Source organism: Janthinobacterium goodfellowi (genome assembly GCF_051380695.1).
Taxonomy (GTDB): domain Bacteria; phylum Pseudomonadota; class Gammaproteobacteria; order Burkholderiales; family Burkholderiaceae_D; genus Janthinobacterium.
Window position 1 is genome coordinate 961,628 of record NZ_JBNYXN010000001.1, and the last position, 25,762, is coordinate 987,389.

The 25,762-nt window shown below is 62.6% G+C and carries 25 protein-coding genes and 1 riboswitch; of the genes, 10 read left to right on the forward strand and 15 right to left on the reverse strand.

Annotated features, from left to right (window positions below):
* Nucleotides 1–22 precede the first annotated feature (22 nt).
* Nucleotides 23–2,176 (forward strand): S46 family peptidase, encoded by a 2,154-nt coding sequence (locus ACQ4WQ_RS04350; protein WP_436494917.1) that lies wholly within the window; start codon nucleotides 23–25, stop codon nucleotides 2,174–2,176.
* 237 nt (nucleotides 2,177–2,413) lie between these two features.
* On the opposite strand, the gene ACQ4WQ_RS04355 is transcribed toward ACQ4WQ_RS04350, so the two are convergent.
* Complete coding sequence (locus ACQ4WQ_RS04355) at nucleotides 2,414–3,412, reverse strand: hypothetical protein (protein WP_436494919.1); 999 nt, start codon at nucleotides 3,410–3,412, stop codon at nucleotides 2,414–2,416.
* A gap of 402 nt (nucleotides 3,413–3,814) precedes the next feature.
* On the opposite strand from ACQ4WQ_RS04355, the gene ACQ4WQ_RS04360 reads away from it, so the two are divergent.
* The gene (locus tag ACQ4WQ_RS04360; protein ID WP_436494921.1) at nucleotides 3,815–4,348 is read left to right on the forward strand and encodes a hypothetical protein; all 534 of its coding nucleotides are present in this window, start codon (nucleotides 3,815–3,817) and stop codon (nucleotides 4,346–4,348) included.
* Nucleotides 4,349–4,375: 27 nt separating this feature from the next.
* Here ACQ4WQ_RS04360 and ACQ4WQ_RS04365 read toward each other — a convergent pair whose 3' ends face one another.
* Nucleotides 4,376–4,867, reverse strand: a complete 492-nt coding sequence (locus tag ACQ4WQ_RS04365) for a hypothetical protein (protein WP_436494923.1) — start codon at nucleotides 4,865–4,867, stop codon at nucleotides 4,376–4,378.
* A 41-nt stretch (nucleotides 4,868–4,908) separates the two neighbouring features.
* Nucleotides 4,909–5,556 carry a TetR/AcrR family transcriptional regulator gene (locus tag ACQ4WQ_RS04370; protein ID WP_436494925.1) on the reverse strand — a complete coding sequence of 216 codons (648 nt, stop codon included), beginning with the start codon at nucleotides 5,554–5,556 and terminating at the stop codon, nucleotides 4,909–4,911.
* 67 nt (nucleotides 5,557–5,623) lie between these two features.
* On the opposite strand from ACQ4WQ_RS04370, the gene ACQ4WQ_RS04375 reads away from it, so the two are divergent.
* The 3 genes from ACQ4WQ_RS04375 to ACQ4WQ_RS04385 all read left to right on the forward strand — a co-directional run bounded on the left by ACQ4WQ_RS04375 (nucleotide 5,624) and on the right by ACQ4WQ_RS04385 (nucleotide 7,389).
* Nucleotides 5,624–6,142, forward strand: a complete 519-nt coding sequence (locus ACQ4WQ_RS04375) for a DUF2867 domain-containing protein (protein ID WP_436494927.1) — start codon at nucleotides 5,624–5,626, stop codon at nucleotides 6,140–6,142.
* Between the two features lie 87 nt (nucleotides 6,143–6,229).
* Nucleotides 6,230–6,841 (forward strand): nicotinamide riboside transporter PnuC, encoded by a 612-nt coding sequence (pnuC, locus tag ACQ4WQ_RS04380; RefSeq protein ID WP_436494929.1) that lies wholly within the window; start codon nucleotides 6,230–6,232, stop codon nucleotides 6,839–6,841.
* Entirely contained in the window at nucleotides 6,841–7,389 is a 549-nt protein-coding gene (locus tag ACQ4WQ_RS04385; protein WP_436495954.1) for an AAA family ATPase, read from the forward strand. The genes pnuC and ACQ4WQ_RS04385 overlap by 1 nt, the downstream gene beginning before the upstream one ends.
* Here the strand turns inward: ACQ4WQ_RS04385 and ACQ4WQ_RS04390 are convergent.
* Both ACQ4WQ_RS04390 and ACQ4WQ_RS04395 read right to left on the reverse strand, forming a co-directional pair.
* Nucleotides 7,386–9,533 carry a TonB-dependent siderophore receptor gene (locus ACQ4WQ_RS04390; RefSeq protein ID WP_436494931.1) on the reverse strand — a complete coding sequence of 716 codons (2,148 nt, stop codon included), beginning with the start codon at nucleotides 9,531–9,533 and terminating at the stop codon, nucleotides 7,386–7,388. The genes ACQ4WQ_RS04385 and ACQ4WQ_RS04390 overlap by 4 nt on opposite strands.
* 85 nt (nucleotides 9,534–9,618) lie before the next feature.
* Nucleotides 9,619–9,716: riboswitch (TPP riboswitch) on the reverse strand.
* A 66-nt stretch (nucleotides 9,717–9,782) separates the two neighbouring features.
* Nucleotides 9,783–10,940 carry an iron-containing alcohol dehydrogenase gene (locus ACQ4WQ_RS04395; RefSeq protein ID WP_436494933.1) on the reverse strand — a complete coding sequence of 386 codons (1,158 nt, stop codon included), beginning with the start codon at nucleotides 10,938–10,940 and terminating at the stop codon, nucleotides 9,783–9,785.
* Between the two features lie 142 nt (nucleotides 10,941–11,082).
* Between ACQ4WQ_RS04395 and ACQ4WQ_RS04400 the strand changes: the two genes are divergently transcribed.
* Both ACQ4WQ_RS04400 and ACQ4WQ_RS04405 read left to right on the forward strand, forming a co-directional pair.
* A complete protein-coding gene (locus ACQ4WQ_RS04400; protein WP_070224179.1) occupies nucleotides 11,083–11,388 on the forward strand; it encodes a ferritin family protein in 306 nt (101 codons plus the stop codon).
* Between the two features lie 93 nt (nucleotides 11,389–11,481).
* A complete protein-coding gene (locus tag ACQ4WQ_RS04405; protein WP_326457509.1) occupies nucleotides 11,482–11,961 on the forward strand; it encodes an Imm26 family immunity protein in 480 nt (159 codons plus the stop codon).
* Nucleotides 11,962–12,204: 243 nt separating this feature from the next.
* On the opposite strand, the gene ACQ4WQ_RS04410 is transcribed toward ACQ4WQ_RS04405, so the two are convergent.
* Nucleotides 12,205–13,563 (reverse strand): sensor histidine kinase family protein, encoded by a 1,359-nt coding sequence (locus tag ACQ4WQ_RS04410; RefSeq protein ID WP_436494935.1) that lies wholly within the window; start codon nucleotides 13,561–13,563, stop codon nucleotides 12,205–12,207.
* A gap of 13 nt (nucleotides 13,564–13,576) precedes the next feature.
* Nucleotides 13,577–14,278: an osmolarity response regulator transcription factor OmpR gene (gene ompR, locus ACQ4WQ_RS04415; protein ID WP_223278807.1), complete on the reverse strand. Its 702-nt coding sequence runs from the start codon at nucleotides 14,276–14,278 to the stop codon at nucleotides 13,577–13,579.
* A 264-nt stretch (nucleotides 14,279–14,542) separates the two neighbouring features.
* Here ompR and ACQ4WQ_RS04420 point away from each other — a divergent pair, with 264 nt between their 5' ends.
* Both ACQ4WQ_RS04420 and ACQ4WQ_RS04425 read left to right on the forward strand, forming a co-directional pair.
* Nucleotides 14,543–14,932, forward strand: coding sequence for a hypothetical protein (locus tag ACQ4WQ_RS04420; RefSeq protein ID WP_436494937.1), 390 nt, complete (start codon nucleotides 14,543–14,545; stop codon nucleotides 14,930–14,932).
* 160 nt (nucleotides 14,933–15,092) lie between these two features.
* Nucleotides 15,093–16,952, forward strand: a complete 1,860-nt coding sequence (locus tag ACQ4WQ_RS04425; protein WP_436494939.1) for a flagellar assembly protein A — start codon at nucleotides 15,093–15,095, stop codon at nucleotides 16,950–16,952.
* A 3-nt stretch (nucleotides 16,953–16,955) separates the two neighbouring features.
* On the opposite strand, the gene arfB is transcribed toward ACQ4WQ_RS04425, so the two are convergent.
* The gene (arfB, locus tag ACQ4WQ_RS04430; RefSeq protein WP_034749850.1) at nucleotides 16,956–17,354 is read right to left on the reverse strand and encodes an alternative ribosome rescue aminoacyl-tRNA hydrolase ArfB; all 399 of its coding nucleotides are present in this window, start codon (nucleotides 17,352–17,354) and stop codon (nucleotides 16,956–16,958) included.
* A gap of 196 nt (nucleotides 17,355–17,550) precedes the next feature.
* Here arfB and ACQ4WQ_RS04435 point away from each other — a divergent pair, with 196 nt between their 5' ends.
* Nucleotides 17,551–18,021 carry a chemotaxis protein CheW gene (locus tag ACQ4WQ_RS04435; protein ID WP_326457513.1) on the forward strand — a complete coding sequence of 157 codons (471 nt, stop codon included), beginning with the start codon at nucleotides 17,551–17,553 and terminating at the stop codon, nucleotides 18,019–18,021.
* A 40-nt stretch (nucleotides 18,022–18,061) separates the two neighbouring features.
* Here the strand turns inward: ACQ4WQ_RS04435 and ACQ4WQ_RS04440 are convergent, their stop codons facing one another.
* From ACQ4WQ_RS04440 to ACQ4WQ_RS04470, 7 genes are all read right to left on the reverse strand, one after another.
* Entirely contained in the window at nucleotides 18,062–20,053 is a 1,992-nt protein-coding gene (locus ACQ4WQ_RS04440; protein WP_436494941.1) for an ATP-binding cassette domain-containing protein, read from the reverse strand.
* A 49-nt stretch (nucleotides 20,054–20,102) separates the two neighbouring features.
* Nucleotides 20,103–20,993, reverse strand: coding sequence for a 50S ribosomal protein L3 N(5)-glutamine methyltransferase (gene prmB / locus ACQ4WQ_RS04445; protein ID WP_436494943.1), 891 nt, complete (start codon nucleotides 20,991–20,993; stop codon nucleotides 20,103–20,105).
* A gap of 56 nt (nucleotides 20,994–21,049) precedes the next feature.
* Nucleotides 21,050–22,186 carry a succinyl-diaminopimelate desuccinylase gene (gene dapE / locus ACQ4WQ_RS04450; protein ID WP_436494945.1) on the reverse strand — a complete coding sequence of 379 codons (1,137 nt, stop codon included), beginning with the start codon at nucleotides 22,184–22,186 and terminating at the stop codon, nucleotides 21,050–21,052.
* 69 nt (nucleotides 22,187–22,255) lie between these two features.
* Complete coding sequence (locus ACQ4WQ_RS04455; RefSeq protein WP_326457517.1) at nucleotides 22,256–22,612, reverse strand: ArsC family reductase; 357 nt, start codon at nucleotides 22,610–22,612, stop codon at nucleotides 22,256–22,258.
* A gap of 138 nt (nucleotides 22,613–22,750) precedes the next feature.
* Entirely contained in the window at nucleotides 22,751–23,359 is a 609-nt protein-coding gene (locus ACQ4WQ_RS04460) for an RES family NAD+ phosphorylase (protein ID WP_436494947.1), read from the reverse strand.
* A 10-nt stretch (nucleotides 23,360–23,369) separates the two neighbouring features.
* On the reverse strand, nucleotides 23,370–24,086 hold the full coding sequence (locus ACQ4WQ_RS04465; RefSeq protein WP_436494949.1) for a hypothetical protein: 717 nt from the start codon (nucleotides 24,084–24,086) through the stop codon (nucleotides 23,370–23,372).
* A 115-nt stretch (nucleotides 24,087–24,201) separates the two neighbouring features.
* Nucleotides 24,202–25,749, reverse strand: a complete 1,548-nt coding sequence (locus ACQ4WQ_RS04470; RefSeq protein WP_436494951.1) for an FAD-dependent oxidoreductase — start codon at nucleotides 25,747–25,749, stop codon at nucleotides 24,202–24,204.
* Between the last annotated feature and the right edge of the window lie 13 nt (nucleotides 25,750–25,762).

Consider the following 25,762-nt stretch of genomic DNA (forward strand, 5'->3'; position numbering starts at 1 on the left):
GCTTTTTATGGAGGGGCATATCTTGTTCAAGACAATCGTTTTACCAGTCGCCTTGTTGGGCGCGTTCGCCGGCGCACACGCCGACGAAGGGCAGTGGCAACCACATCAGCTGCCACAGCTGAAGGCCGAACTCAAACGGGTCGGCATCGACATTCCTGCAGAAAAACTGGCCGACCTGAGCAAGCACCCGATGAGCGCCATCGTGTCGCTGGGCGGCTGCTCGGCCGCCTTCGTTTCCGACGCGGGCCTGGTGGTGACGAACCACCATTGCGCCTACGGCGCCGTGCAGCGCAATTCCACGCCGGAACACAATTACATCACCGACGGCTTCCTGGCCAAGACGCGCGCCGCAGAGCTGCCGGGCGGTCCGAACAGCCTCGTGTATGTGACGGACAAGGTGGAGAACGTCAGCGAGCGCGTGCTGAAAGGCTTGACGGCCGACATGAGCGGCCGCGCGCGCCACGAAGCCGTGGAAAAGCGTATCAAGGACCTGATCGCCGAATGCGAAACGGACAAGATGTACCGCTGCTCCGTGCCCGCCTTCCACCGCGGCCTCGAGTACTACCGCATCCGCCAGATGATGATACGCGACGTGCGCCTCGTGTACGCGCCATCGGACAAGATCGGCAACTTCGGCGGCGACATCGACAACTACGAATGGCCGCGCCACACGGGCGATTACTCGTTCCTGCGCGCCTACGTGGGCAAGGATGGCCGTCCGGCCGATCCGTCGCCCGACAACGTGCCGTACAAATCGAAGGATTTCCTCGTGGTCTCGGCCGAAGGCTTGAAGGCCGGCGACGGCATCTTGCTGGCGGGCTACCCCGGCCGCACCAGCCGCTACAAGCTGCCGGCGGAAATCCGCTTCGCGCGCGATACGGCCTTCCCCCTGAAAGTGTCGGAACTGCAGGCCGACCTGGCCGTGATGGCCGCCGCCACGCAGGGCGACGCCGCTTCCGCCGTGCGCTACGCGAGCGTGGTGAAAAGCATCAACAACGTGCTGAAGAAAACCCAGGGCTTGCTCGACGGTTTCGCCCGCAAGGACATCGCCGCCATCAAGGACGTGCAGGATGCCGAGTTCCGCGCCTGGTACGCCAAGCAGCCGAACGTGTCGGCCACCCTGCTGGCTGAACTGGACGCGGCGATCTCCAGCGACATGGCCCTGAGCGAAGAAGAGTTCGCCTGGAGCGTGGCCACCAACAGCGATTTGCTCAAGAGCGCGCGCACCATCTATCGCCTGTCGCTGGAGCGCCAGAAAGCGGACGCCGAGCGTGAATCGGGCTTCCAGCAGCGCGACCTGGCCTTCATCAAGGCCCGTCTGGCCCGCCTGGAACAGTCGTATGTCAACAAGGTCGACCAGGCGCGTTTCGAGGCCGGTCTGAAGCGCTACGCCCAGCTGGCGGCGAAGAGCCATCCGCAAGGCCTGGACGCGCTGCTGCCGGCGCCAGGCGCCGTGGCGGCCCTGTACCAGCAGACGCAGCTGGCTGACACGGCCAAGCGCCTGGCCTGGCTGGAAAAGGACCAGGCTGCCGTTGCCCAGTCCGACGATGCCTTCATGCAGCTGGCCGTCAAGCTGCAGCCGGTGGAGCTGGCGCTGGAAGAGCGCCGCAAGGAAATCGACGGCAACCTGGAGCGCGTGATTCCGCAATACATGCAAGCCGTGATCGCGTGGAAGAAATCGCAAGGCAAGCCGGTCTATCCTGACGCCAACTCGACCCTGCGCGTCACCTACGGCACGGTCTCGCCATACTCGCCGCGCGACGGCATCACCAAGGGGCCGTTCACGACCGTGGAAGGCATCGTCGAGAAAGTCACGGGCAAGGCCCCGTTCGAAGCGCCGCAAGCGCTGCTCGACGCCGTCAAGCAAAAACGCTACGGCCAGTTCCGCGACCCGGCCTTGGGCACGGTGCCCGTCAACTTCCTCACCAGCGCGGACACCACGGGCGGCAATTCCGGCTCGGCCGTGATGAACAAGCGTGGCGAACTGATCGGCCTGAACTTCGATTCCACATATGAATCGATCACCAAGGACTGGTACTTCGACACGGCCATCACGCGCGCCATCCACCTCGACATCCGCTACATGCTGTGGGTGATGCAGGAAGTGGACCATGCGGATAACTTGCTGCAGGAAATGACCATCAAGTATCCGAAGGCAGTCAAAGCGGCAAAGTAATAGGTATTCTTGTATCCGGTACAGGAAGATGGCGGCTTCGCTCGCATGCCAGGCACCCGTCGCCCGGCCCTCGCTCTGGAAGCGTCGTAGTGCGAAATACTTCCTGCGGCTAATGGGTTTGGATACCTGCAAAAACGCCCGATGCAATTTTTGCATCGGGCGTTTTTATTGCAAGCCTGCGCGCAGCCAATTCTGTTTCACCAGAAACCTAGCGTGCCTGTGTCGTGGAGAGTGAACTCAGGGCTCAGGACAGGATTTCGTCGGGTTGGAAATGCTGCAGCGCCATTGCCATTTGACGAGCGCATCCTGACTTAACTTGACTGTAAATGCGACGGCGGGTGAATTCAGGGAAATTGTCAGCACATTTGCGGCAAAAGCGCGCACGCCCGGGGGACCCCAGCCTATCTTTGGACGCACGGAAACGCCGGGGCCAAATTCCAGGATAATATTGCTGTTGCTTATTAAATATCCATAATTGTCACGGATAAAATTTCCGAGAGGGAAAGACGTCCCATCCAGTTGCGATATGATATCTCCTGGAGCGATCAGGCTGTTCAAGCCGGTAACCCAATTCTGTGCCGGATTGAAGAGCAGTTTGTCCTTCATATTGTCAATGGTATTGGATGCAATATTAATGACCTCCTGATCGATAATATTTTCCGCCTTGTTGATGAATAATGAGCCAAGCACGGGCAAGATCCAGGAAAGATTGGAGTCACAATCTGTCGAGGTGGTGACATCGGCGCTCATTTTTGATTTTCCTGGCACCAAGACACCGTTCACAGCGCCATATTGTCCAGAAATATCGATATTATTGATGTTCGTGGTATTCACGCATTTGTAGCTAATAACACCCAGTCTGGTTCCCGAGTAGACATTGCGCGCTGAGTAGCTGATGCCACTGATATTGATAAAGGCGACCCCGGACGGATCTGGCTGTATCACTGCGCGCAAATTTCCGGTCAGAGAACCGCTTTCAAATTGAATTCCTTTCTCAGCAACTTTTCTGGAAATCAAGGTATTCAATTGCTGCTGCAATGAGGTGTGGACATTCAGCATGTCCTGCGTCACGCCGGTCAAGCGAGTATTGCCGCCATAACGCGGTTCACGGTAGGTAATGGAGCCCCCACCCATGCTGGCGGTGACAACGTTATCTTCACGGATGAAATCCGGTATCCAGTCGGCATGGGCGGCACCGCTACCAAGCAGCGCAGCAAGGAAGACGAACTTACGCATAGAACTCCTTAGAAATTAAATTTTCTACAATTTGAGAAGCCATTTGAACGTATTTTGACAAAATTAATGTCATGGTAATGTTGCCCTAAGGAGATTGATTAATCAATTGATATTTAAATGCGTTTGGCCATATTTTGAGCGCGTGACATTCGAACATCAGCTGGCAGGCCAGACTAAGAAATGTTTGGTTTCCGTATAACGGACCTGGTTCTGGTCCTTCGGGTTCCCCCGGGCGGGTGCGGTTTTTTGCTGCGACGCTGGCGGCGAAGGGCCGTATTGACTCGCCGGTTTGTTGTCTCCGCATCGTCCGCACCGTACACGCGGCCGTCCCGGGCTGTCTCGGACGCGCCACGTATAATTCCGCTCACTATCCACCGTTATCCATTTTCGACCGGACGCTCCATGCCCCTGACTCCTGATTCGCCGCCTGATTGGCAAACATTTGAAACGGCCTACGACGTCGAAGCAACCTTGTTCAGGCTGACCAACGCGTCGCTGGCCGTGCTGGGCGCGTCCGCTTTCAAGGATCAGGCATTTTCAGCCTTTGCCTTCAACGCCGTATCGTTTCCCTCCCTTTCGCTGAGCTTTGACACCGATCCCGACAATCGGGAGCGCGATGCCTACCCTCCGGACTGGTCGAACGAGTGCATGGAAGCCGACGTGCCGGAAATCGGCCAGCTGTGGGAGGAGGGCTACGCCAGGATCGAAGGCGCGCTAAGCGAGCTGATCGATGCCGCCGATGAGGAACTGCTCTGCGCCATCGAGGCAGGCTATCTGCACAGCCTGAGGAAAACCATGGTGCGGCTGGAAACGCGCCATGCTTTCGGGCAGATCAGGACGTGCGCGCGTTTCTGGACCGTGGTCACGCAAGTCGATGCCGATACGGAGGAAGAGGAGCGGTTGCTCGACCAGGTGCGCCAGGGCCTTCCGGCGTGACCGTCCGCTGTCCTTGCCGTCCGCCGGCTATGTCAGGACTTGCCAGCGCCTGACTTCCTCGTCCGTCAGCATCGGTCCCCAGCCGCCACGCAGCGCCGCATTGTGCTGCACATAGTGTTCAAGCGGCGGTGCCGTCACGCCATGCCGGGCACAGATAGCCAGGACGGCTTCCAGCTGCCGCCGGCTTGCCGGAAGATCGTCGCCATGCCAGGTACAGGCGCTCGTTTCCAGCACATGCTGTACAAGCTCCTCCAGTTCGCCAAGCAGGTGTCCGGGCAGCGCCATGCGGATGTCGTCCGGCCAGGGATCTCCCATGCCCGTGACAGCCAGGGATGCAAAGCCGCGCTCCCACGCAGCAAAATCCCCAGGCGCGAGCTGCGCCACTTTCCACACATGGCCGGCGAACGCGGATAGCGCCGGATGGTCAATATCAAAGCGCCGGCAAAAGCGTTGCAGGCACGTGAGCGCAAGGCATTGCCTGGCGATCACGGAGAGCTTGTCCAGCGATGTGTTGTGCATGACTCATTCGTTCCTGAAGGTGGCGCCTGCCGAAAACCAGTTCAATGTTGCCGTATTGCGATTGTCCCGCCTGGCAAGGCAGCCTGCATCAGCGCCTCCACCGGCAACTGAAAAAAGCGCGGCACCATGGCCGGCGACAGCTCGTCGCCACTCTCCGTCATGGCCAGCCGGCCGCTCAGCAGCAGCATCACGTAGCCATGGCCCAGCGACCAGCCGGCGCTGGCGGCGGCCTTGTCCCAGCGCGGGTCGAGGCCCGCTTCGCGCACGGCCGCGCCTGCCGTCTGCAGCACATATTGAAAGCACGCTTGCGCCGCTTCCTGCAGGGCGGGGAACTGGCGCACGTCCTGGTGCTCGAACATCAGCCGGTAGTGGGCTGGCGCGGCCAGGGCGAATTCGATGTATTGCTGGCCCAGCAATTGAAAGCGCTGTTCGGCGGGCAAGCTGCTCGGCGGCGGTAGCTGCGTTTCCCATTTCTGTATCAGGCTGGCGAAGCCGGCCGCCGCTACCTCGGCCAGCAAGGCTTCCTTGCTGGGAAAGTGGCGGTACACGGCGGCGACCGAGACGCCCACCGTGCGCGCCAGTTCGCGCAGCGACAGGGCGGCGTCGTGCTGCTGCGCCAGTTGCGCGATGACGGTGGCGACCAGGGTGTCGCGCAGATTGCCATGATGGTAGGTGCTCGTTGTTGTCATTCGATGTTATCACTGTTCACATTGTCGTGTATGATGGGCATGTTATCACTGAAAACATGGAGAGCACATGCATGAGATGAACATTGCCGTCCGTACCGTGGAGTTGCCGCCAAGCGCCAGCATCGCCCCGCTGTATCCCGGCAGCAACCTGGCCGACGCGTACGCCGTCGATTTGCCCACCGCGCAGGCGCGCCAGATGGACATGCAGAGCCTGGCGCGCCAGTTGCTGGGCAAGCAGCCGGGCTGGGCGCGCAAGCTGATGGTGCTGCGCGACGCCATCGTGGCGCGTTTCGGCATCCGGACGGCAAAACAGATGGAAGCGCGGCCTGGCAAGCGCATCGGCATTTTCCGCATCTATGCCGTCAGCGACGACGAGATCATCCTGGGCGAGGATGACAGCCACCTGGACTTTCGCCTGTCGGTGCTGCGCAACCGCGACGCGGGCCGGCATGGCTGCGTGACCGTCTCCAGCGTCGTGCATTGCCATAACCGGGTGGGGCGTGCCTACATCCTGCTGATCCGGCCGTTTCACAAGCTGATCGTGCGGCATTCACTGGCGCGCGCGGCCAGGGCAGGCTTCGCCTGAGGCGGGGAGGGCGTCTGACGGCAAGGGCAATCTTGCTTATTCATGGCCGGTATTGCATACTGCACCACCAGCCTCATCACGATTCCCATGAACGATACGCTTCTCCTGCTGGGTTTTGCCACCACGCCGCTTGAACTGATTTCCTTTGTCCTGGCACTGACAACCGTTGCGCTGAACATCCGCCAGAATCACTGGGCGTGGCTGTTCGCCATCATTTCCTCTGCCGCCTACGGTTTCGTGTTTTTCGAGTCGCGCCTGTATGGCGACATGGCCTTGCAACTGCTGTTCATCAGCGTCTCGTTCTGGGGCTGGTATCAGTGGCTGCATCCGGCCAGCGGCGGCAAGACCTTGCCCGTCACGCGCCTCGATGGACGCGGCTGGCTGGCCTGCGCCGCGGGCTGGCTGGCCGGTTTCCTGCTCATCGCCTGGCTGCTGACGACGACGGACACGGACGTACCCCATGCGGATGGTTTCCTCACGGCAGGCAGCCTGGTGGGGCAATTCCTGTTGTCGCGCAAGAAGCTGGAAAACTGGATCGCCTGGATCATCGTCGACGTGCTGTATGTGTGGCTGTATGTGCACAAGGGCCTGACCCTGACGGCCGTGCTGTACGCCTTCTTCGTCGTGATGGCCGTCATCGGCTTGCTGGCGTGGAAAAAGTCGGCGCCCGCCGCGCCCGATGCGATGGTCCTCAAGTGATGGCGCCTTGCGTGCGCGTGGCCATCCTGGGCGCGGAATCGTCGGGCAAGTCGACCCTGGCGGCCGCCCTGGCCGAGCGCTACGGCACCGTCTGGGTGCCTGAGTATTTACGTGAATTCGTCGCCACGCAGGGCAGGGTGCCCGTGGCGGAAGACCAGTATGGGATTGCGCGTACGCAAGTTGAACGCGAAGACGCGGCCGCCGCGCAGGCCCGCAACTATCTGTTCTGCGATACGACGCCGCTGATGACGGCGGTCTACAGCCGTCATTATTTTCACGGCGCCGATGCGCAACTGGCGGCGCTGGCCGATGCCGCGCACTACGATCTGACCCTGGTCACGGCGCCCGACAGCCCCTGGGTGGCCGACGGCTTGCAGCGCGAATCGGAAGCCGTGCGCCAGCTGATCTACCGCTACCTGCTCGACGAGCTCGACGCGCGCGGCATCGCCTACCACGTGCTGCACGACAGCCTGGAAGCGCGCCTGGAACAGGCGGCGCCCTTGCTGCAGCAGGCGCTTGCTGCAGCGCCTGCCATTTCCCTCAATTAAAAATCGAACTGCGCGGAAACTTTGAACGTGCGGCTGGCGCCCGGGTACAGATAGCCGTCCGATTCCGGCGTCACGTCGCGCCAGTAGAACTTGTCGGCCACGTTGTTGACGGCGGCGCGCAGCACGGCGCGCGTGCCGGCGATGCGCGTGGCCCAGGCGGCGCCCAGGTTGAACACGTGGTACGACGGCACGAAGGTCGTGTTGTTGTACTCAAACGCTTTCTTGCCCGCAAATTCCCAGCTGCCGTTCACGCTCAAGCCCACCACCTGTTGCACCGCATAGTCCGCATGCATGGCCGCCTTGAAGGCGGGCACGTTGGGCACGCGCTTGCCGTCGAGGTCCGCATTGCCCGTGCCCGACTGCTGGCTGTTCAGGGCCGTCACGGAAGCGCCCAGGCTCAGGTTGGACGATGCCTTGCCCTGGGCCGACAATTCCAGGCCCCGGTGCTGGGCCTGGCCTTCGCGCACGAAGTAGCCGGCCGTGTTCTGGAATTCCAGGCCCTTGCGGATCTGGAACAGGCTGGCCGCCAGCATGAAGTCCGGCGTCACATCCATCTTGGCGCCGAGTTCGATCTGCTTCGAGCGGCTCGGCGACAGTTCTTCATTGGCATTCATCGCCTTGCGGTCGGCCGTGCCGCCATGTTCCATGCCCTGCGAATATGCTGCATACACGGACACATTGTCGAGCGGGGTGTAGACGAGCGATACATTCGGCAGCAGGAAGTCGTGCTTGGCGCGGATTTCCGTGTCGGCCTTGAGCACGTACTGGTAGCCGTCGACATTGATATGGCGCAAGCCGCCATGCAGTTTCCAGTTCGGCGCCAGGCTGACGATATCCTGCACGAAGACGGAGTTTTCCGTATCCTTGCGCACCAGGCGCACGGGGCCCGTGACGCCGGGCGACGTGCCGACGATCTGCGGCTGATAGATGTTGCTCACGCCCACCCAATCGTACACGTACAGGCCGGCGCGGTCCTTGCGGCGGAAGGTCGAGACGCCGGCCGTGAAGTCATGGCGCAGGGAACCGGTGGCGAATTTGCCCTGGATCATGGCTTGCGCGCTCAGCGGTTTTTTCGTCTCGCCCAGGCTGCGGTAGTCATACACGTCGTAGTCGCCATTGCCGCAGAAGCCGGGGTACAGGTCCTGTCCGCTACAGCCATACGGGAAGGCCGTGTAATCGTCGCGCTTGAATGAGTGCTGGTTGGCCGACAGGGTGGCATGCCAGTCGTCATTGAACGCGTACTGGAAGCGCAGGCCGAGATTGCTGGTGACGGTTTCCACGGGGCGCGTCCAGGGCTGCAGGTTGAGCATGGCGTCGGCGCTGATACCGGTTGGCAAGGTTTTATTGTTCAGCAACTGGAAGCCGGGCGCCGTGGCCTGCGCCTTGTCCTGGTAGTCAGCATCGAGCTGCAGCAGCGCTTGCGGCGAGATTTGCCAGTCGAAGGCGCCGGAAATGAATTTGCGGTTGCCGTCCGCACCCTTGATGTAGGAGCGCAGGCGCTCGGCCGCCACGTTGACGCGGTAGCCGAAGCGCGTGTCTTCCAGGCGTCCGCCCAGGTCGACGGCGCCGTACAGGGTGCCCCGTTCGCGCGTTTCCACGGTCACCGTGCGCAGCGGTGCGGCGGTCGGGCGCTTGACGATGAAGTCGATCACGCCGCCCGGCGCGGCCACGCCTGCCTGCAAACCGGCCAGGCCTTTCAGCACTTCGATGCGTTCCTTGTTTTCCAGCGGAATTTGCGTGTCGCCAGGAATGGCTACGCCATCCTTGCGGTAGCTGGAATTGTTGTCGAGCTTGAAGCCGCGGATCGTAAACTGTTCCGCATAGCCGACGGCGTTGTAGGCATCGTTGATGCTGGCGTCGAGCTTGACGGCATCGCTGAGATTGCGAATTTGCAAGTCCTGCATGTCCTTTTGCGAAATGACGGTAACGGACGCGGGCGTCTGCAGCAGCGGCGCGTCGGAAAAGCCGCCCACGGAGGCGCGCTTGGCGGCCGGCGCCTTGCTGGCCGTGACGACGACTTCGGCCATGCTTTGCGCCTGCGGGTCGGCCGCTTCGGTGGTGTCATTCGCGGCGAAGGCAGGCGCGGCAAACGCGTGCAGGATGGCCAGTGTCAGGACGGAAATAGATAAATTCGGTGTGGACATAGATTGCTCGTGGTTCAAGCCGTCTCTGGAAAGAGCACGGCAGGCTGCTTGTTCGGCTGGCGCCAACGCAGGAGCTATCAAAGGAGGGAGGTACTTTGCGCTTTCCTTCGCTGGCATTATCCAGATCAGGTACGAAGGGTATCTCTCACCCGGATGACTGCTCCAGGACCCCTAGCGAAATGACAGCTTAGCATGAAGCACGGCCAGCTGTCCCACTGGCCGACCGTTTTACAACACTGTGGTGCGAATCTACAAACTCAGTTCCAGCACCTTGCGGCTGACGGCGGGCGTGATGTCGCGCTGTTCGCCCAGCGCCGTCATGCCGTGCGCTTCCAGGGCGGCCACGACGGCGTCCACGCTGGCATGGTTCAGGCCGTAATCGGCCAGGCGCGTCTTGACGCCCATGTGGCGGAAGAAAAATTCCGTGCGCGCGATGGCCGCCTCGATGCGGCCATCCTCGTCGCCGCCATCGAGGCCCCACACGCGGGCGGCGTATTGCAACAGCTTGGCGCGCTTGGCCTGCTTGCGCACGCGCAGCATGCTGGGCAGGATGATGGCCAGCGTCTGCGCATGATCGAGCTCATACAGGGCCGTCAATTCGTGGCCGATGGCGTGCGTGGACCAGTCCTGCGGTACCCCCACGCCGATCAGGCCGTTCAAGGCCAGGGTGGCGCTCCACATCACGTTGGCGCGCACGTCGTAGTCGTCCGGGTGCGACAGGGCTTTCGGGCCTTCCTCGATCAGGGTCAATAAAATGCCTTCGGCGAAGCGGTCCTGCACGGACGCGTTCATGGGGTAGGTCAGATACTGTTCCATCACATGCGCAAACGCATCGACGACGCCATTGCCCACCTGGCGCAGCGGCAAGGTGAACGTCTTCGACGGGTCCAGCACGGAGAATTTCGGATACACCTTGCGGCTCATGAACGAGCGCTTTTCCTGCGTGGCCTTGCGCGTGATCACGGCCGAGCCATTCATTTCGGAACCCGTGGCCGGTAAAGTGAGCACCGTGCCGAAGGGCAGGGCGGCCTCGACGATCTTGCCGCCCTTCGCCAGGATGTCCCACGCTACGCCCTCGTGCAGGGCGGCGGCGGCGATGAACTTGGTGCCATCGACCACGGAGCCGCCGCCGACGGCCAGCAGGAAATCGATGCGCTCGCTTTTCACCATGGCCACGGCCTGCATCAGGGTTTCATAGCTGGGATTGGGTTCGATGCCGGCAAATTCCAGCACCGTGTGGCCGGCCAGCGCCGCCCTGACTTCATCGTAGACGCCGTTCTGCTTGATGCTGCCGCCGCCGTAGGTCATCAGGACCCGCGCCTGGGGCGGGATCAGGCCGGCGATGGCGGCGATCTGGCCCTGGCCGAAGAGGATTTGCGTCGGATTGTAAAAATCGAAATTGAACATGGGGCTCCCGCTGCCGAGGTGTAGGCTGTTGCTGAGGCATGATTATGGCCGAACGGGTGAAATCGTGTCGTGGACGCTTGAGCTTTTCGCCCGCGCGGTGGAGAATGCAGCCGATGTCACCACCACGCGAAAAGGAATGCGCATGACCACCGTCCCACTGGAAGAATCCGGCTTGCCGGCCACCGCGCTCGACATGCACCGCGCCATCGGCGCCACCATCGCCGCGCTGCAGGCGCTGGACTTGAACAGCCAGCGTTTCGAGGCGTGCACGGATCCCGAACTGCGCCGCGTGCTCGCGCATGCGGGCGACACGAGCCGCAAGGAAGCGGCCATGCTGCTCGAATGGATGCGCCGCCGCGACGCGCGCCTGGACGCGGCCATGAAGGAGGCGCTGTTCAAGGCGGGGCCGATTGTTGCCCAATATCACTATGACGAGAAAATATTGTAACTATTGGTTTGTTGTTGTGGCGTACCATGCGCCACATGGCCTTTGCTTCGCGTAGACTGTGCCCCGAACACGATTTTGGGGGAGTTTGCAGAAATGAAATCATTACCATACCGAGAAGGCAGCTGGTTTGCCGTGCCTTTGCCGGGCGGCGGTTATGCCGTCGGCGTGGTGGCGCGCACGGCGCCTGCCGGGCGCATCATGCTGGCGTATATGTTCGGACCACGACGCGATGTCTTGCCGAAGCTCGATGAGCTCGAAGGCTTGCGGCCGGAACAGGCCGTGCGCCGCCTGCGCACGGGCGACATGGCCCTGCTCAACGAGCGCTGGCCCCTGTTGGGCGACAGCCGCCACTGGAACCGCGACGAGTGGCCCATGCCGGCGTTTATCCGCCGCAATGAATCCTTGCAGCGCGCCTGGCGCGCCAGCTATGCGGACGCCGATCCGGCCAAGCTGGACCGCGAGGAATCGATCCCCTTCGACACGCCGGGCATGGAAAGCGATTCCCTGTACGGCTATGGCGCGACGGAATTGTTGATGAGTAAATTGCTGGTGCAGGAGCAGGCGTCGGCTTGATGGCTGTCGGGCGGCGTAGGCGTTGGATTACGCACGGCGATGCCGTGCTAATCCAACCTACATAAATTACACCGCCGGCAAACTGATCTGAAACACCAGTAGGTGCCGGAGCCTGCATCGGGCGGCGTAGGTCGGATTAGCGAGGCCTTGCCTCGCGTAATCCGACCACATTGTTGGCCAAGGCCGCTGGTGGTGTCGGCTTACGCGCTTTGCGCTAAGCCGACCTACACCGACCAACGCCGCTTATACCGCCGGCAAACTGATCTGAAACGCCAGGCCGCCGCCTTCGCGGTTGCGCACTTGCAATTCGGCGCCGTGGCGCAGCAGCACGCGGTCGACGATGGCCAGGCCCAACCCGGCGCCATTGGCTTGCCCGCGCGCCGTGTCGAGGCGGGTGAACGGTTTCATCAGCTGCTCGATCTTTTCCGCCGGCACGCCCGTGCCGTGGTCCTGCACTTCGATGATGACCTTTTTCGCCCCGTGGCTGGTACGCACGTGGCAGGCGATGTCGATTTCCGTCACGTCGCTGCCTGGCGTCTTGCCATAGCGGCGCGCATTCTCGATCAGGTTGTTCAGCACGCGGCGCAAGTCGGTGGGGTTGCCCAGCGCATGCGCGCCCTCGGCGATGGTGGCGTTGATCTTCACGTCCGGCAGGCGCATCGCTTCGCGCGTCATGTCGTTGAGCAAGCCGCTCAGGTCGACATCGGTAAAGCTCGACGCTTCCGTCGGCTTGGCGTAGTCGAGGAATTGGCCGATGATGGCGTCCATCTGCCCGATATCGGACTGGATGCCTTCGCGCGCCTCGTCCGACAGGTTGGCCATTTCCACTTCCAGCTGCATGCGCGCCAGCGGCGTGCGCAAGTCGTGCGAAATGCCGGCCAGGATCACGGCGCGGTCCGATTCCACCTGTTTCAGGTCGTCAACCATCTGGTTGAAGCTGCGGTTCGCCTCGATGATTTCGATCGGGCCCTTTTCCGGCAGCGGCGCCGGCTGCTTGCCCTTGGCGATGTCGCGCGCGGCCGCCGTCAGACGTGACAGCGGCAGATTGATCAGGCTGGAAATGATGGCCGCGCCCAGCAGGGACAGCAGCGATACCAGGCTGGCCCAGCCCAGCCACTGGAAGCCCGTCAGGCCGCGCAGGCGCTCGCGGTCCAGCATCAGCCAGTATTCGTCGTCGTCGATCTTGAAGCTGACCCAGAAGCCGGCCACGCCGTTGACGCGCGCGGAAAAGCGCGTGTCCTTGCCCAGCTTGGCTTTCACCTGCGCCTCGATCTCGGGCATCAGGTAATTGTCGGGCGGCGGCTCGATGCGGTCGTCCTCTTCCAGCGAGAAGATGCGGATGCCTTCATTGCTGACGAGGTCGAACAGCAGCTCGCGGCGCAGTTCGGGCGCCGAGTGCGTCAGGGCCGCATGCGTGATGGTGACGACGGAAATGATCTGGGCGGAAATCTGCTGCGCCTGCGGCTCGCGTTGGATGACGGAAATCATGCCGATCCAGGTGATCATGCTGACCGTGGTCAAGGTGCCGAGCAGCAAAAAGGTGCGCCAGAACAGGCCGCTTTTCAGCCGCGCCAGGCTGATATCGGGAACAAGCTTCATCATGCCTCGCCAGCGATCAGCGCGGCTGTCCGTCCGGGATGAAGACGTAGCCAAGGCCCCACACGGTCTGGATGAACAGCGGGCTCGACGGATCTGGTTCGATCAGTTTGCGCAGGCGCGAGATCTGCACGTCCAGGCTGCGGTCGAACACTTCGTATTCGCGTCCGCGCGCCAGTTCCATCAGTTTCTCGCGCGACAGCGGCTGGCGCGCATGGCGGGCAAACACTTTCAGCACGGAAAATTCACCGGTCGTCAGCGGCACCGTTTCGCCATTCTTTTTCAGGGTGCGCGTGCCCAGGTCCAGCACGAAGTCGCCGAATTCGAAGGTTTGCGGCGTTTCCGACGGCGCGCCCGGGATTTCATCGGGACCCTTGCGGCGCAGCACGGCGCCGATGCGGGCTACCAGTTCGCGCGGGTTGAACGGCTTCGGCAGGTAATCGTCGGCACCCATTTCCAGGCCCACGATGCGGTCCACGTCCTCGCCCTTGGCCGTCAGCATGATGATCGGCGTCTGGTCGCCCGCGCCGCGCAGGCGGCGGCAGATCGACAGACCGTCTTCGCCGGGCAGCATCAGGTCGAGCACCAGCAGGTCGTAGCGTTCGCGCAGCCACAGCTTGTTCATGGCCGTCGCGCTCTCTGCCGTGAAGACATTGAAGCCCTGTTCGGTCAGGTAGCGCCGCAGCAGGTCGCGCAGGCGCACATCGTCATCAACCACCATGATTTTTGCCTGGTGGCCGTGGATCGATTGCGTTGTTGTATTGCTGCCGGTAGTGGAGGTTGTGGTCATTTAGGGTGTCGTGTTATCTTATATTAGTTGCTATAGTAACGCCTCGCGCGGCGTCGGCAAGGGGCTGTGGCGACCCATTACAAAGTGTTACAAACTTTACCCAATTACTCTTACTGCACCGTGTAAAGCATCATACACTGGGGCCACAGTGGAAATCAGCTTTAAGTTTATACGGCATCGCGGAAGAGGAACCCAATGAATATCTTTACTAAAAAAATTCACGCCGCTCCCAGCGCAGCTATCGCCGCACGTACGACTGTGCTGTCCGCATTTGCCGTTTGTTCCGTGTTGGCTGCCAGCCTGGCGCTGGCGCAAAACCAGCCGCCGCCACGCCGTGACGACCAGCAGCAAATGCAGGCTCAGCGGTACGAACAGGTACAGCGCAGCAATAACAATGATACGCGACTGCGCGAACAGCGTGACGCACGCAGTTTCGACACGCGCGCCGAAGAGCAGCGGCGCGCCAGCGAAGGCGCCGACGCTTCGCGCCGCACGGGCCGCATGACGCCCGACGAGCGCCGCGACCTGCGCCGCCAGATCAACGAAGTGGGCCAGGATATTTACTCGAATCCGCCGCGCCGCTAGGCATCGCGTACCCCATCCGACAGGGCCATCTCGCAGGAGATGGCCCTGTTTGCATATGGCCCCTGCATTGTTGCCCAGTCAGGCACACGGCCACGCCCCGTGATATTGTTCTAGTGCACTGAGACAATTCTCTGAATGTGTTGCTGGGGGGAGGCTAGTGGTGAGTGACGACGACACGCCCGTTCCTGATGCGGTGCCCGCAGGCGGCCTGCCGCATGGCCTCGTCCAGCGCGACGAGGGCGTGTGCCTCGACCTGTCGCTGGCGCCCGCGCAGCTGCGCGCCGCCGTCGACCAGCTGTTCCAGTCTGGGCAGTTGCTGGCCGGACTCGATTACGGTTTGTTCCTGCTGACCCTGTTCCATGCCCCCACGCCCCGCGCCGCGCCCAAGGGCGACGCCTTGCTGCGCATCGCCGTCCGCGCGGCGCCATTCCCGCCCCCGCGCCGCGCCCTGTATAAACAGGTCAAGATCCGCGGCGACAGCGCCGAGTTTTACTTCGAAGCATTGCTTCCCGACGCGGATGGCCAGGTGCCGGCGCGGCGCGAATTTGACGAGCTGGTGGCCGACCTGTGGTGCAAAGGCGTGCACTACGGCATTGATAGTGCCGCCGTGCGCGCCATTCTCGGCAGCGGCAAGGCCGAGCGCATCACGGTGGCGCGGGCGCTGGCGCCGCAGCCGGGGCGCGACGCCCAGCTGGTCGAGGTGTCGCAAGGCATCCACCGCGACGATGCGCCGCGCGAACGTCCCGATGGCCGGCTCGACCTGCTCAGCTTCAAGAACCGCTTTCCGCAAGTGAAAAAACATGCACGCCTGCTGCGCCTGCTGCCATCGTTCCCCGGCCTGCCCGGCTACGACCTGGCCGGCACGGTGCTGCCGCCGCCCGCGCCGCTGGAACTGGATCTGGCCGCCGTGGCTGGCGTGGGCACGACGGTCGAGCGCTTCAGCGATGGCGATTTCGTCGTGGCTACCCAGGATGGCTACGTGAATGTCGATGAGAGCGGCAAGATTTCCATCGAAAACAGGATCGTCAGCCGCGAAGGCGTCAGCAGCCGCACCACGGGCAACCTCAAGCTGCGCGCCGCCTACGAGGAGTATGGCGAAGTGCAGGAGCAGCGCCAGCTCGACGGCAGCGACATCACCATCCATGGCGATGTGTACGGCCATCTGCACTCGCATGGCGGACTGATATGGCTACAGCGCAACCTGGTGGGCGGCACGGCGTTGAATGAACATGGCGACGTGCGCGTCGAGGGCGTCGCCTCCGGGTCCGTGCTGCAGGCGCTGAGCGGCGAAGTGCACGTGAAGCGCGCGGAAAGCTGCGTCATCGCTGGTACGCGCGTGGTGATCGACAGTGCCAGCAATTGCGAAATCATCGCCGACGAAGTCGTCATCGAACTGGCCGAAGGCTGCGCCGTGGCGGCGCGCACCATCCGCATCGGCAGCGCCGGCCCGCGCAGGCAGGTGGAGATGCTGCTGTTCCCGCTGGTGCCCGACTTGAGCGCCCTGGAGCAGAGAATCGCGGAAAGCGTGGCGAAGGCCGCGCAGTACCAGCAGCTGCAGCACAAGCGCCAGCAGGAAATCGATGCCATTGCGCAATTGCCGGAAGTGCGCAACTACCTGACCCTGGCGGGCCAGCTGCGGCGCGGCGAATTGCAGCTGCAGCCGACGCAACAGTTACAGTACGACAAGCTGGCCGCGCGCATCGCTCCCGTCCTGAAGGAAGTGGCGCGCCTGCGCGTGGAAGTGAAGCAGTCGGAAATCCTGCACGCGCAGATGCTGGTCCTGGTGGAGCAACTGCGCCAGGAGCGGCAGGCGACGGCCGGCCAGTCGCGCTGCACCCTGGGCCTGGTCGATGGCGAGACGACGGTGCGCGCCCTGGTCGTGCCGCCCGGACCGCTCAAGGTCTACGACCGGCCGCCGAAAGAGATCAAGGCCTTGCTGCGCAGCGCCACGCCGGCCACGCAAGCCGTGTTTGCGGACAGCACAGGCAGCCTGGACTGGACGTATGTGCCGCCGCCCTAGCGTTTAATCGGTGACCTTGCCGCGCGACTGTTTCAGCACGCTGTGCGTGCTTTTGCTGTCGAGGCGGCGCCGCTGCGAGCTGCGCGTGGGCTTGGTGGCACGGCGCACGGCGGGCAGGAAGGTCACGCTGTCGATGATTTCCTGCAGCCGGCGCAGCGCTTCTTCCTTGTTCTGCTCCTGGCTGCGCGACTGCTGCGCCTTGAGCACCAGCACGCCGTCCTTGCTGATGCGGCTGTCGCGCAGGGCCAGCAGGCGCTCCTTGTACGCTTCCGGCAGCGACGAGGCGGCGATGGGGAAGCGCAAATGGATGGCGCTGGACACCTTGTTGACGTTCTGCCCGCCCGGGCCCTGGGCGCGGATGGCGGAAAATTCAACTTCAGCGGGGTTGACGAGGTGTTGCATGGCCTGCCTGTGGGGAAACGATGCAGCTATTGTAAGGGAAGTTGGCTGCGCCGGCGCAAGGCCGGGGCAGCCAGTCGATGATGTCTTCCTGGAAAGTTGATGTTTCTCAACGCCGGGTGCGGCGATGCTGGTTAGCATGGGGCCAACGTTGCGCCACTGCGCATCCTGGCAGCGCTTACCGGATGAAAGGAACACCATGCAGCCGACGACCACGCCTGGCGCCGCAACGGCCCAATATCTGAGCTTTCGGCTGGGCGGCCTGGAATACGGCCTCGATTACCGCTGCGTGCGGGAATTGCGTCCACTGAAGGAGCTCGACCGTTTTTCCTCGGAAGGGGAAGTGCTGCACAGCGTGGCCGTTTCGCGCGGCGTGATCATCCCCATCGTCGACATGCGCGCCGCGTTCGGCAGTGCCCACGGCGCGCCCGACCCGGCCACCGACGTTATCATCCTGCAGCTGAGCAACGGCGTGATGGGCATGGTGGTCGATGGCGTCACCGATATCGTCAGCCTGGCACCCGCCGACATCGCCGCCGTACCGGGCCTGGGCGAGGCGGAAGCCGATTACCTGCTGGGCCTGGGCACGGTGGCGGGACGCAGGTTGATCCTCGTCGACATCGACCGCCTGATGGCCATCCGCAGCCCCAGTCCCATGCAGGTCGCCTAAAAAAAAGACGACCCGGAGGTCGTCTTTTGTCGCTACTTGATTAACCGAGTTTTTCCAGCTGATCCTGCAGATCGAGCCATTCCGCTTCCAGCTGCGCCAGGTCCTTGGTGAAGAAGGTCTGGTCGGCCAGCAACTGTTTCAGCTTGGCCTTGTTGGCGGCGTCATAGATGGTCGGCTCGCCCAGCTTGGCGTCGGTTTCCGCCTTTTGCGCGTTGCGCTTGGCTATCTGCTCTTCCTGGCGCTTGATCTTGTTTTCGATCGGCTTGCGCAGGGCGGCCGTTTTCTGGCGTTCTTCCGCTTCCTTGCGCTTGTCGCGCACGGGCGCGGCGGGGGCAGGGGCGGCGGCTACCGGCGAAACGACAGGAAAGTCTGTCTTGTTGGCCTTGCCGGCGGCCGGCAGCACGTCCGTGCCCTTGCCCAGCTTGGTCTTGAACAGCCAATCCTTGTAGTCGTCCAGGTCGCCGTCGAACGGTTGCAGCTTGCCGTCGGCGACGATGATGAATTCGTCCGTGGTAGCGCGCAGCAAATGGCGATCATGGGATACGACGACCAGCGTGCCTTCGAACTGCGCCAGCGCTTCCGTCAGCGCTTCGCGCGTTTCCAGGTCCAGGTGGTTGGTCGGTTCATCGAGCAGCAGCAAATTCGGACGCTGCCAGACGATCAGGGCCAGCGCCAGGCGGGCTTTTTCGCCGCCCGAGAACGGGGCGATGGAAGCGGTGACCATATTGCCGGGGAAGTTGAAGCCGCCCAGGAAGTTGCGCAATTCCTGCTCGCGCACGGTCGGGGCGATCTTGGCCAGATGCCACAGCGGCGATTCGTCGTGGCGCAGCATTTCCACCTGGTGCTGGGCGAAGTAGCCGATGTTGAGGCCCTTGCCCATGGTGGCGTCGCCCGTCAATGGCATCAGTTCGCCGGCGATGGTCTTGATCAGGGTCGATTTGCCGGCGCCGTTCTGGCCCAGCAAGCCGATACGCTGGCCGATCTGCAGCGAAAACTTGATGCCGTTGACGATGGTCTTGTGCGTCATCTCGCCCGTCGCTTCGTTTTCGATCTTGTAGCCCGCGTCGACGTCTTCCATCACCAGCAGCGGATTCGGGGCCGACAGCGGTTCGCGGAATTCGAACGAGAATTCGGCGGCGGCGCGCAACGGCGCCAGCTCTTCCATCTTCGCCAGCGCCTTCATGCGGCTTTGCGCCTGGCGCGCTTTCGAGGCTTGCGCCTTGAAGCGGTTCACGAAGGATTCCAGGTGGGCGCGCTTGCGCTGCTGCTTTTCCAGCGCGCCGGCGGCCAGGATCATCTGCGCCGCGCGCTGGCGCTCGAAGCTCGAATAGTTGCCCGAATAGCGCTTCAGCTTGCGCTCGTCGATGTGCACGACGACGTTGACCACTTCGTCGAGGAAGTCGCGGTCATGGGAAATGATCAGCAAGGTACCGGCGTAACGCTTGAGCCAGTCTTCCAGCCAGATGATGGCGTCCAGATCCAGGTGGTTGGTCGGTTCATCGAGCAGCAGCAGGTCGGACGGACACATCAGCGCTTGCGCCAGGTTCAAGCGCATGCGCCAGCCGCCGGAAAAACTGGCCACAGGTTGCTGCATCTGGTCCAGGGTAAAGCCCAGGCCCAGCAGCAATTGTTCGCCGCGCGACTGCACGGTGTAGGCGTCGGCATCGGCCAGCGCGCTGTAGATCTCGCCGATGGCGATGCCGTTTTCCGACGTCGCCGGCTCGGACTCCAGACGCGCCAGTTCCGCTTCGAGTTTACGCAGGGTGACGTCGCCGTCGATGGCATAGTCGAGCGCCGCACGGTCCAGCGGCGGCGTTTCCTGCGCCACGTAAGCCACGCGCCATTTGGCCGGGAAATCGATCTCGCCCTGGTCAGGGTGCAATTCGCCGCGCATCATGGCGAACAGGCTCGATTTGCCCGCGCCATTGGCGCCGATCAGGCCGATCTTGTCGCCCGGATTGAGGGTGACATCGACTTGTTCGAGCAACGGTTTGATGCCGCGCATCAGGCTTACTTGTAGGAAACGTATCATTTTTTTCTTTGTGTTGTAAATTAAGGCGCTGCGCCGCTTACGCCGGCATTCATGCCAGCTTGAGCTGCTCGGCCGTCAGCAGGAATACCATGTCGTCGCCGGCGCTCGTCGTCAGCCAGGTCAGGCCCAGCTCGCCGAAGGCCGCTTCCGCGTATTCGCGTTCGTTGCCGATTTCAATCATCAGGATGCCGTCGTCCGTCAGGCGCTCGGCCGCGCCGGCGATGATCTTGCGCACCAGGTCCATGCCGTCGCTGCCGCCGTCGAGGGCGATTTGCGGTTCGGCCAGGTATTCCTGGGGCAGGGCGCCCATCGACGCGGAATTCACGTACGGCGGGTTGCTGATGATCAAATCATATTTCTTGGCCGGCACGTTGGTGTACAGGTCCGATTCGATCAGGTTGACGCGGTCCTGCAGTTTATACGTGTCGACGTTGCGCTTGGCCACGGCCAGCGCGTCGGCGGAAATGTCCACGGCATCGACGGTGGCGTTCGGGAAGGCATCGGCCATCATGATAGCCAGGCAGCCCGAACCGGTGCACAGTTCCAGGATGTTTTCCACGGCTTCCGGTTCCGCCACCCATGGCGAGAAGTATTCAGGAATCAGCTCGGCGATGAAGGAGCGGGGCACGATCACGCGCTCGTCCACGTAGAAATTGTAGGTGCCGAGCCAGCCTTCCTTGGTGATGTAGGCGGCCGGCACGCGGTCGATGCTGCGGCGGTCGATGACCGTCATGACGCTGGCGATTTCCGACGGCAGCAATTTGGCGTCGAGAAACGGTTCGAGCTTGTCGAGCGGCAACTTCAACGTGTGCAGGATCAGATAGGCCGCTTCGTCGAACGCTTCGGCGCTGCCGTGGCCGAAAAACAGCTTGGCGGTATTAAAACGGGTAACGGCGTAGCGCAGCAGGTCGCGTGGCGTGGAAAACGGGTTCGGGGTCATGGCATTCTCGAAAAGACGGTGTTCTGGCCCGCCGTGACGGGCCTCGGTATTCTGGTTCAGACGGGCAGCAAATGCTCCAGCGTGCGCCGGTAAATATTCTTCAGGGGATCGATGTGGCGCAGTTCGATGTGCTCGTCGATCTTGTGAATACTGGCATTGGGCGGCCCGAATTCTATCACTTGGGGGCAGATTTGCGCGATAAACCGGCCATCCGAGGTGCCGCCCGTGGTCGACAGCTCCGTCGCGATGCCCGTTTCCTCCAGGATGGCGGAGGACAGCGCATCGCTCAAGGTGCCGCGCGGCGTGAGGAAGGGCAGGCCGCTCAGGGTCCACTGCAAATCGTATTGCAAGTCATGCTTGTCGAGGATGGCGTGGACCCGTTCCTGCAAGCCCTCGGCCGTGCTGGCCGTGGAAAAGCGGAAATTGAAGTCGATTACCATGTCGCCCGGGATCACATTGTTGGCGCCCGTGCCTGCGTTGATATTCGACATTTGCCAGGAGGTCGGCAGGTAATACTCGTTGCCGGCGTCCCATTTTTCCTCGACCAGGTCGGCCAGCGCTTGCGCCGCTTCGTGGATCGGGTTTTTCGCCAGGTGCGGATAGGCGATATGGCCTTGCACGCCCTTGATCGTCAGGCGGCCCGACAGGGAACCGCGGCGGCCGTTCTTGATCATGTCGCCCAACTGCGCGCTCGAGGTCGGCTCGCCCACGAGGCAATAGTCGATCTGCTCGCCGCGCGCTTTCAGTTGCTCGCAGACGATGACGGTGCCGTCCGTGGCCGGGCCTTCCTCGTCGCTGGTGATCAAAAAGGCGATGGAACCCGTGTGCTCTGGCGTGGCGGCGATGAATTCCTCGCAAGCCACCACCATGGCGGCAATGGACGTTTTCATGTCGGCCGCGCCACGGCCGTACAGCTTGCCGTCGCGGTGCGTGGGAATGAACGGTTCCGAGCGCCATTGCTCGACGGGGCCGGTGGGCACCACGTCCGTATGGCCGGCAAAGACGAATACGGGGGACGTGGTGCCGCGGCGTGCCCACAGATTGGTGACGTCGTTCGACTGTATCGTCTCGCAGACAAAGCCCAGCGGCGTGAGGAGGTCGATCAGGTGCTGCTGGCAGCCCTTGTCGTCGGGCGTGACCGAGGACAGGGCGATCAGTTTTTCGGTCAGGGCGAGGGTTTTGGAGGTGGTCATGGTGTGGAGCGGGGGCGTACCCTTGGGACTCGGCGTCCCCGTACGACCCCAGCCTTGCAGGTATCGGGTTTAAACTGAAAAAATGGTCTTGTACTGCGCATCGGAAAACGCCACGCTATACTTTCCATCCTTGTCCAGCACGGGGCGCTTGATGATGGATGGGTTTTCCAGCATCAGTTCCAGGGCGCTGGCCGCATCGACGGTGGCGGCTTTGCGTTCGTCGGACAGGGCGCGCCAGGTCGTGCCTTTCTTGTTGACCAGCACATCCCACGGCAATTGCCCGAGCCACGCTTCCACAGTGGCGCGTTCCAGGCCCTGCTTCTTGAAGTCGTGGAAGGTGAAATCGAGTTGCTGCGCGGCCAGCCAGGTGCGGGCCTTTTTGACGGTATCGCAGTTGGGGATACCGTAGAGTGTAATGGTCGTCATGGGTAGGGCTAAGGGGAATGAATGCGGTTCGCTTGATCGCGGCGCTTGCGCTGGCGCGATATGCGATGTTAGCCGACATTATACAGTCGATGCGCAGTCGATGCGGCGGTGCAACACGGTTGCATGTTCCGGGCAGGTTCAAGGCCAGGCGCTGCGGATGCCCAGTTGCGTGGCCACCTGACCGAAGTCCGGATGGACCGGGAGCGGCGTGGCCGATGCCATCGCCAGCTTGGACGCGGCGCCGTGGAACAGCACCAGGGCTGTTTCATCATTCTTGTGGCGCGACATGTAGAGCATGCCATCGACCTCGTCCGGATGCGCATGGATGGCGGCCGACCAGGCTTGGGTCGTTTGATACGATGATGTGCCGCTGAGTCCAGCGTGGCCGCCCAGCTTCCTGAGGGCGGCACCCGTCAGGTCGGCCAGGATGAGTGTCTCTCCCGTGAACCGTATGACAAAGCGCGCCTGTATGACGGCCAGGCCGACGATGAAGTGGTTGCGGATGGGCTTGCGGTCGTGCAGCAGTGTTTCAGCCAGCGCCACGGCCAGCGACGCGCCCAGGTAGCAAGTGCCGAAGCGGGCGGCCGCTTGCGGTTGGGGATCGTCGAAGCGATAGGTGTTCGCCCTGCCAAAATAGGGTTCGCCCGTGGCGTGGCCGGAAACCCGGTACAAGGTGGCGGGATCGCAGCGCACCGTCTGCAGCGCTGCGGGCAGTTGCGGCAGACGGGGCAGGCGCAAGGTTGCCACGGTAGTGTTGTTATTCGTCAGCGTAGGCGCGGGCGGCCGCCATCACGGCATCGAGTTTGCCTTTGGCCAAGGCTTCCAGCGGCGACTTGCCGCCCAGCGACAGGCGCGGGACGGTAAAAAAGTCCCATTTGGCGGCGCCGGGCAAGTCGCCGAGAATTTTGCTGATTTTTTCCAGGGTGTGGCGATCATGGCGGGGATCGGCGAAAAATGCCGGGTAAACATATTCGCCGGAGGCGCCGCGCAAGGCGAACAGGCGTCTGGCTTTCAGTGCCGCACTGAGTGCCTGCGGCGTGACTGCCAGCCGGGCACGCAATTCGGGGCCAGATAGCAAGCTGTGCGAGGCCACGTCTTTTTCACGCTGCTGGCTTTCCTGCTGTTCCAGGCCGCGCATGAATTGCCGGGTGCTGACGTGGTCTGTCTGCGTATGGTTGCCGGAAGCCATGCTCAGCTCGCGCTCGGCCACGATATCGAGATCGCGCCGCATTTGCGCCAGCAGCGCGGGCCGGTCGTCACGCGGCACGGCGTCCAGCAGCGATGCATAAGCCTCCTGGAAAGTGTCTTGCGCAATATTGAAGCGCAAGCCGGTGGCGCTGGCAGCCAGTGTATCCGCCAGCTGCCTGGCCAGCGAGGGCGCGGCTGGAGCCTGCGGGGCTTCGGGGGCTGCCTCATCAATTGTGCTGGTGTCGCCATTGCTGGCAGGGCGACGTGTGTTTGATGTGTTTGACATGGCCAACTCCTTGCAATGCATGTTTCAGCATAGGACACGAAGTCAAACAAAGCAAACAAAGCAAGGAGATTAAATATCCACGCTTTGACTTGTCACAAACCTTGAGTGCGGCGGCCTACACGGGCCGTGGCGCCGCCTTGCCCGGTTCGGCAGGACCGAAATGCAGGCCCAGCCGCAAGGCCAGGGCGCGCAGGGCGCCGCTTTCCTGCAGATGCAGGGCCAGCGCGATGTGGCCGTCGGGGCGTACGAGGTAGGCGGCGTCGCGGCCCAGGCCGGCCAGCTTGGCGGCCACGTTATAGGTATAGCAATGCACGGGCAGTTTCAGCACGCGCGCCTCGTCGAGCAGCTCGGGCGCAGGCTCGCCGTAGATGTGCAATTGCCAATCCATGCTGCGCAGGGCGATAAAATTGTCTTGCGTGCCGTCCGAGAACCACGGCAGGCGGTCGCCGCCGCGCAGGTATTCCGCGTGGCCGGCGGACAAAGCGCTGTCTTCATAGCTGATCTCGATTTGCGACACGGTCTTGAACAGCAAGCGGCGCGCCCGCGCGAAGCCGGACAGGAAGGGCAGCGCGTGCGGCACCAGCCAACGGCGCAGGAATTGCCCGGCCATGCCCTGCGCGACGATGGCCTGGAAGGCGCGGTCGGTTGTGGCGACGAGCTTGCGGGCAAACACGATGCGCTCGCTTTCATAGGTATCGAGCAGGGCGTCGTTGCTCTGGCCATGCAGCTTTTGCGCCAGTTTCCAGGCCAGGTTGACGGCGTCGCCCAGGCCCGTGTTCATGCCCTGGCCGCCCACGGGGCTGTGCAAATGGGCCGCGTCGCCGAGGATGAAGCAGCGCCGCGCACGGAACTGGCCTGCCACCCGGTGATGGACTTTATAGGTGGAAAACCAGTTCACGTGTTCGACGTGGATGCCCAGCAAGGTTTCCACGTCGCCGCGCACGTCGTCGAAGACGGGCGCCGGCGCGCCATCGGGACGGTCGGGCAGGATGCCGATCAGGCGCTGCATGCCGCTGGTGCGCACGGGCAACATCAGCGCGAACGCGTTCGCACCCAGGTGGGCGTGCAGATCCGTATTGCTGCCGGCCACTTGCGCGTCGGCCACATAGTACAGGTGGTCGTAGGTACCGCCCGAGAACTCGAAGCCGGCGATCTCGCGCACCTTGCTGCGGGCGCCGTCGCAGCCGCAGATATAGTCAAACGTGCAATATTGGCGTTCGCCATTGTTGAGCAGGATGGCTTGCACTTCGCTATCGTCCTGCGTCCACAAGTCCAGCGTGACGTTCCATTCCACGTGCACGCCGGCCGCCGCCAGCTTGCTGATCAGAAAGCGTTCATGCTCGTCCTGGGGCAGGCTCAGCACGAAAGGATAGGGACTCAGTCCTTCGCCGATCTCGCCCAGCGCCAGTTTCACCAGCTCCTCGCCGCCTTCATGGATGTGCATGGCATTGATCTTGATGCCCAGGCTGACCAGTTCGTCGGCAAAGCCCAGCTGCTGGTAAAACTCCAGGGTGCGCGCATGCACGGCCATGGCCCGCGACGCCTGGCCCGGCCCGCTGTTTTTATCGATGATGCGGCAATCGACGCCATGGCGCGCCAGGCGCAAGGCAAGCATGAGGCCGGTAGGACCGGCGCCGACGATCAATACGGGAGGAGTATTCATGCATCCAGTATAG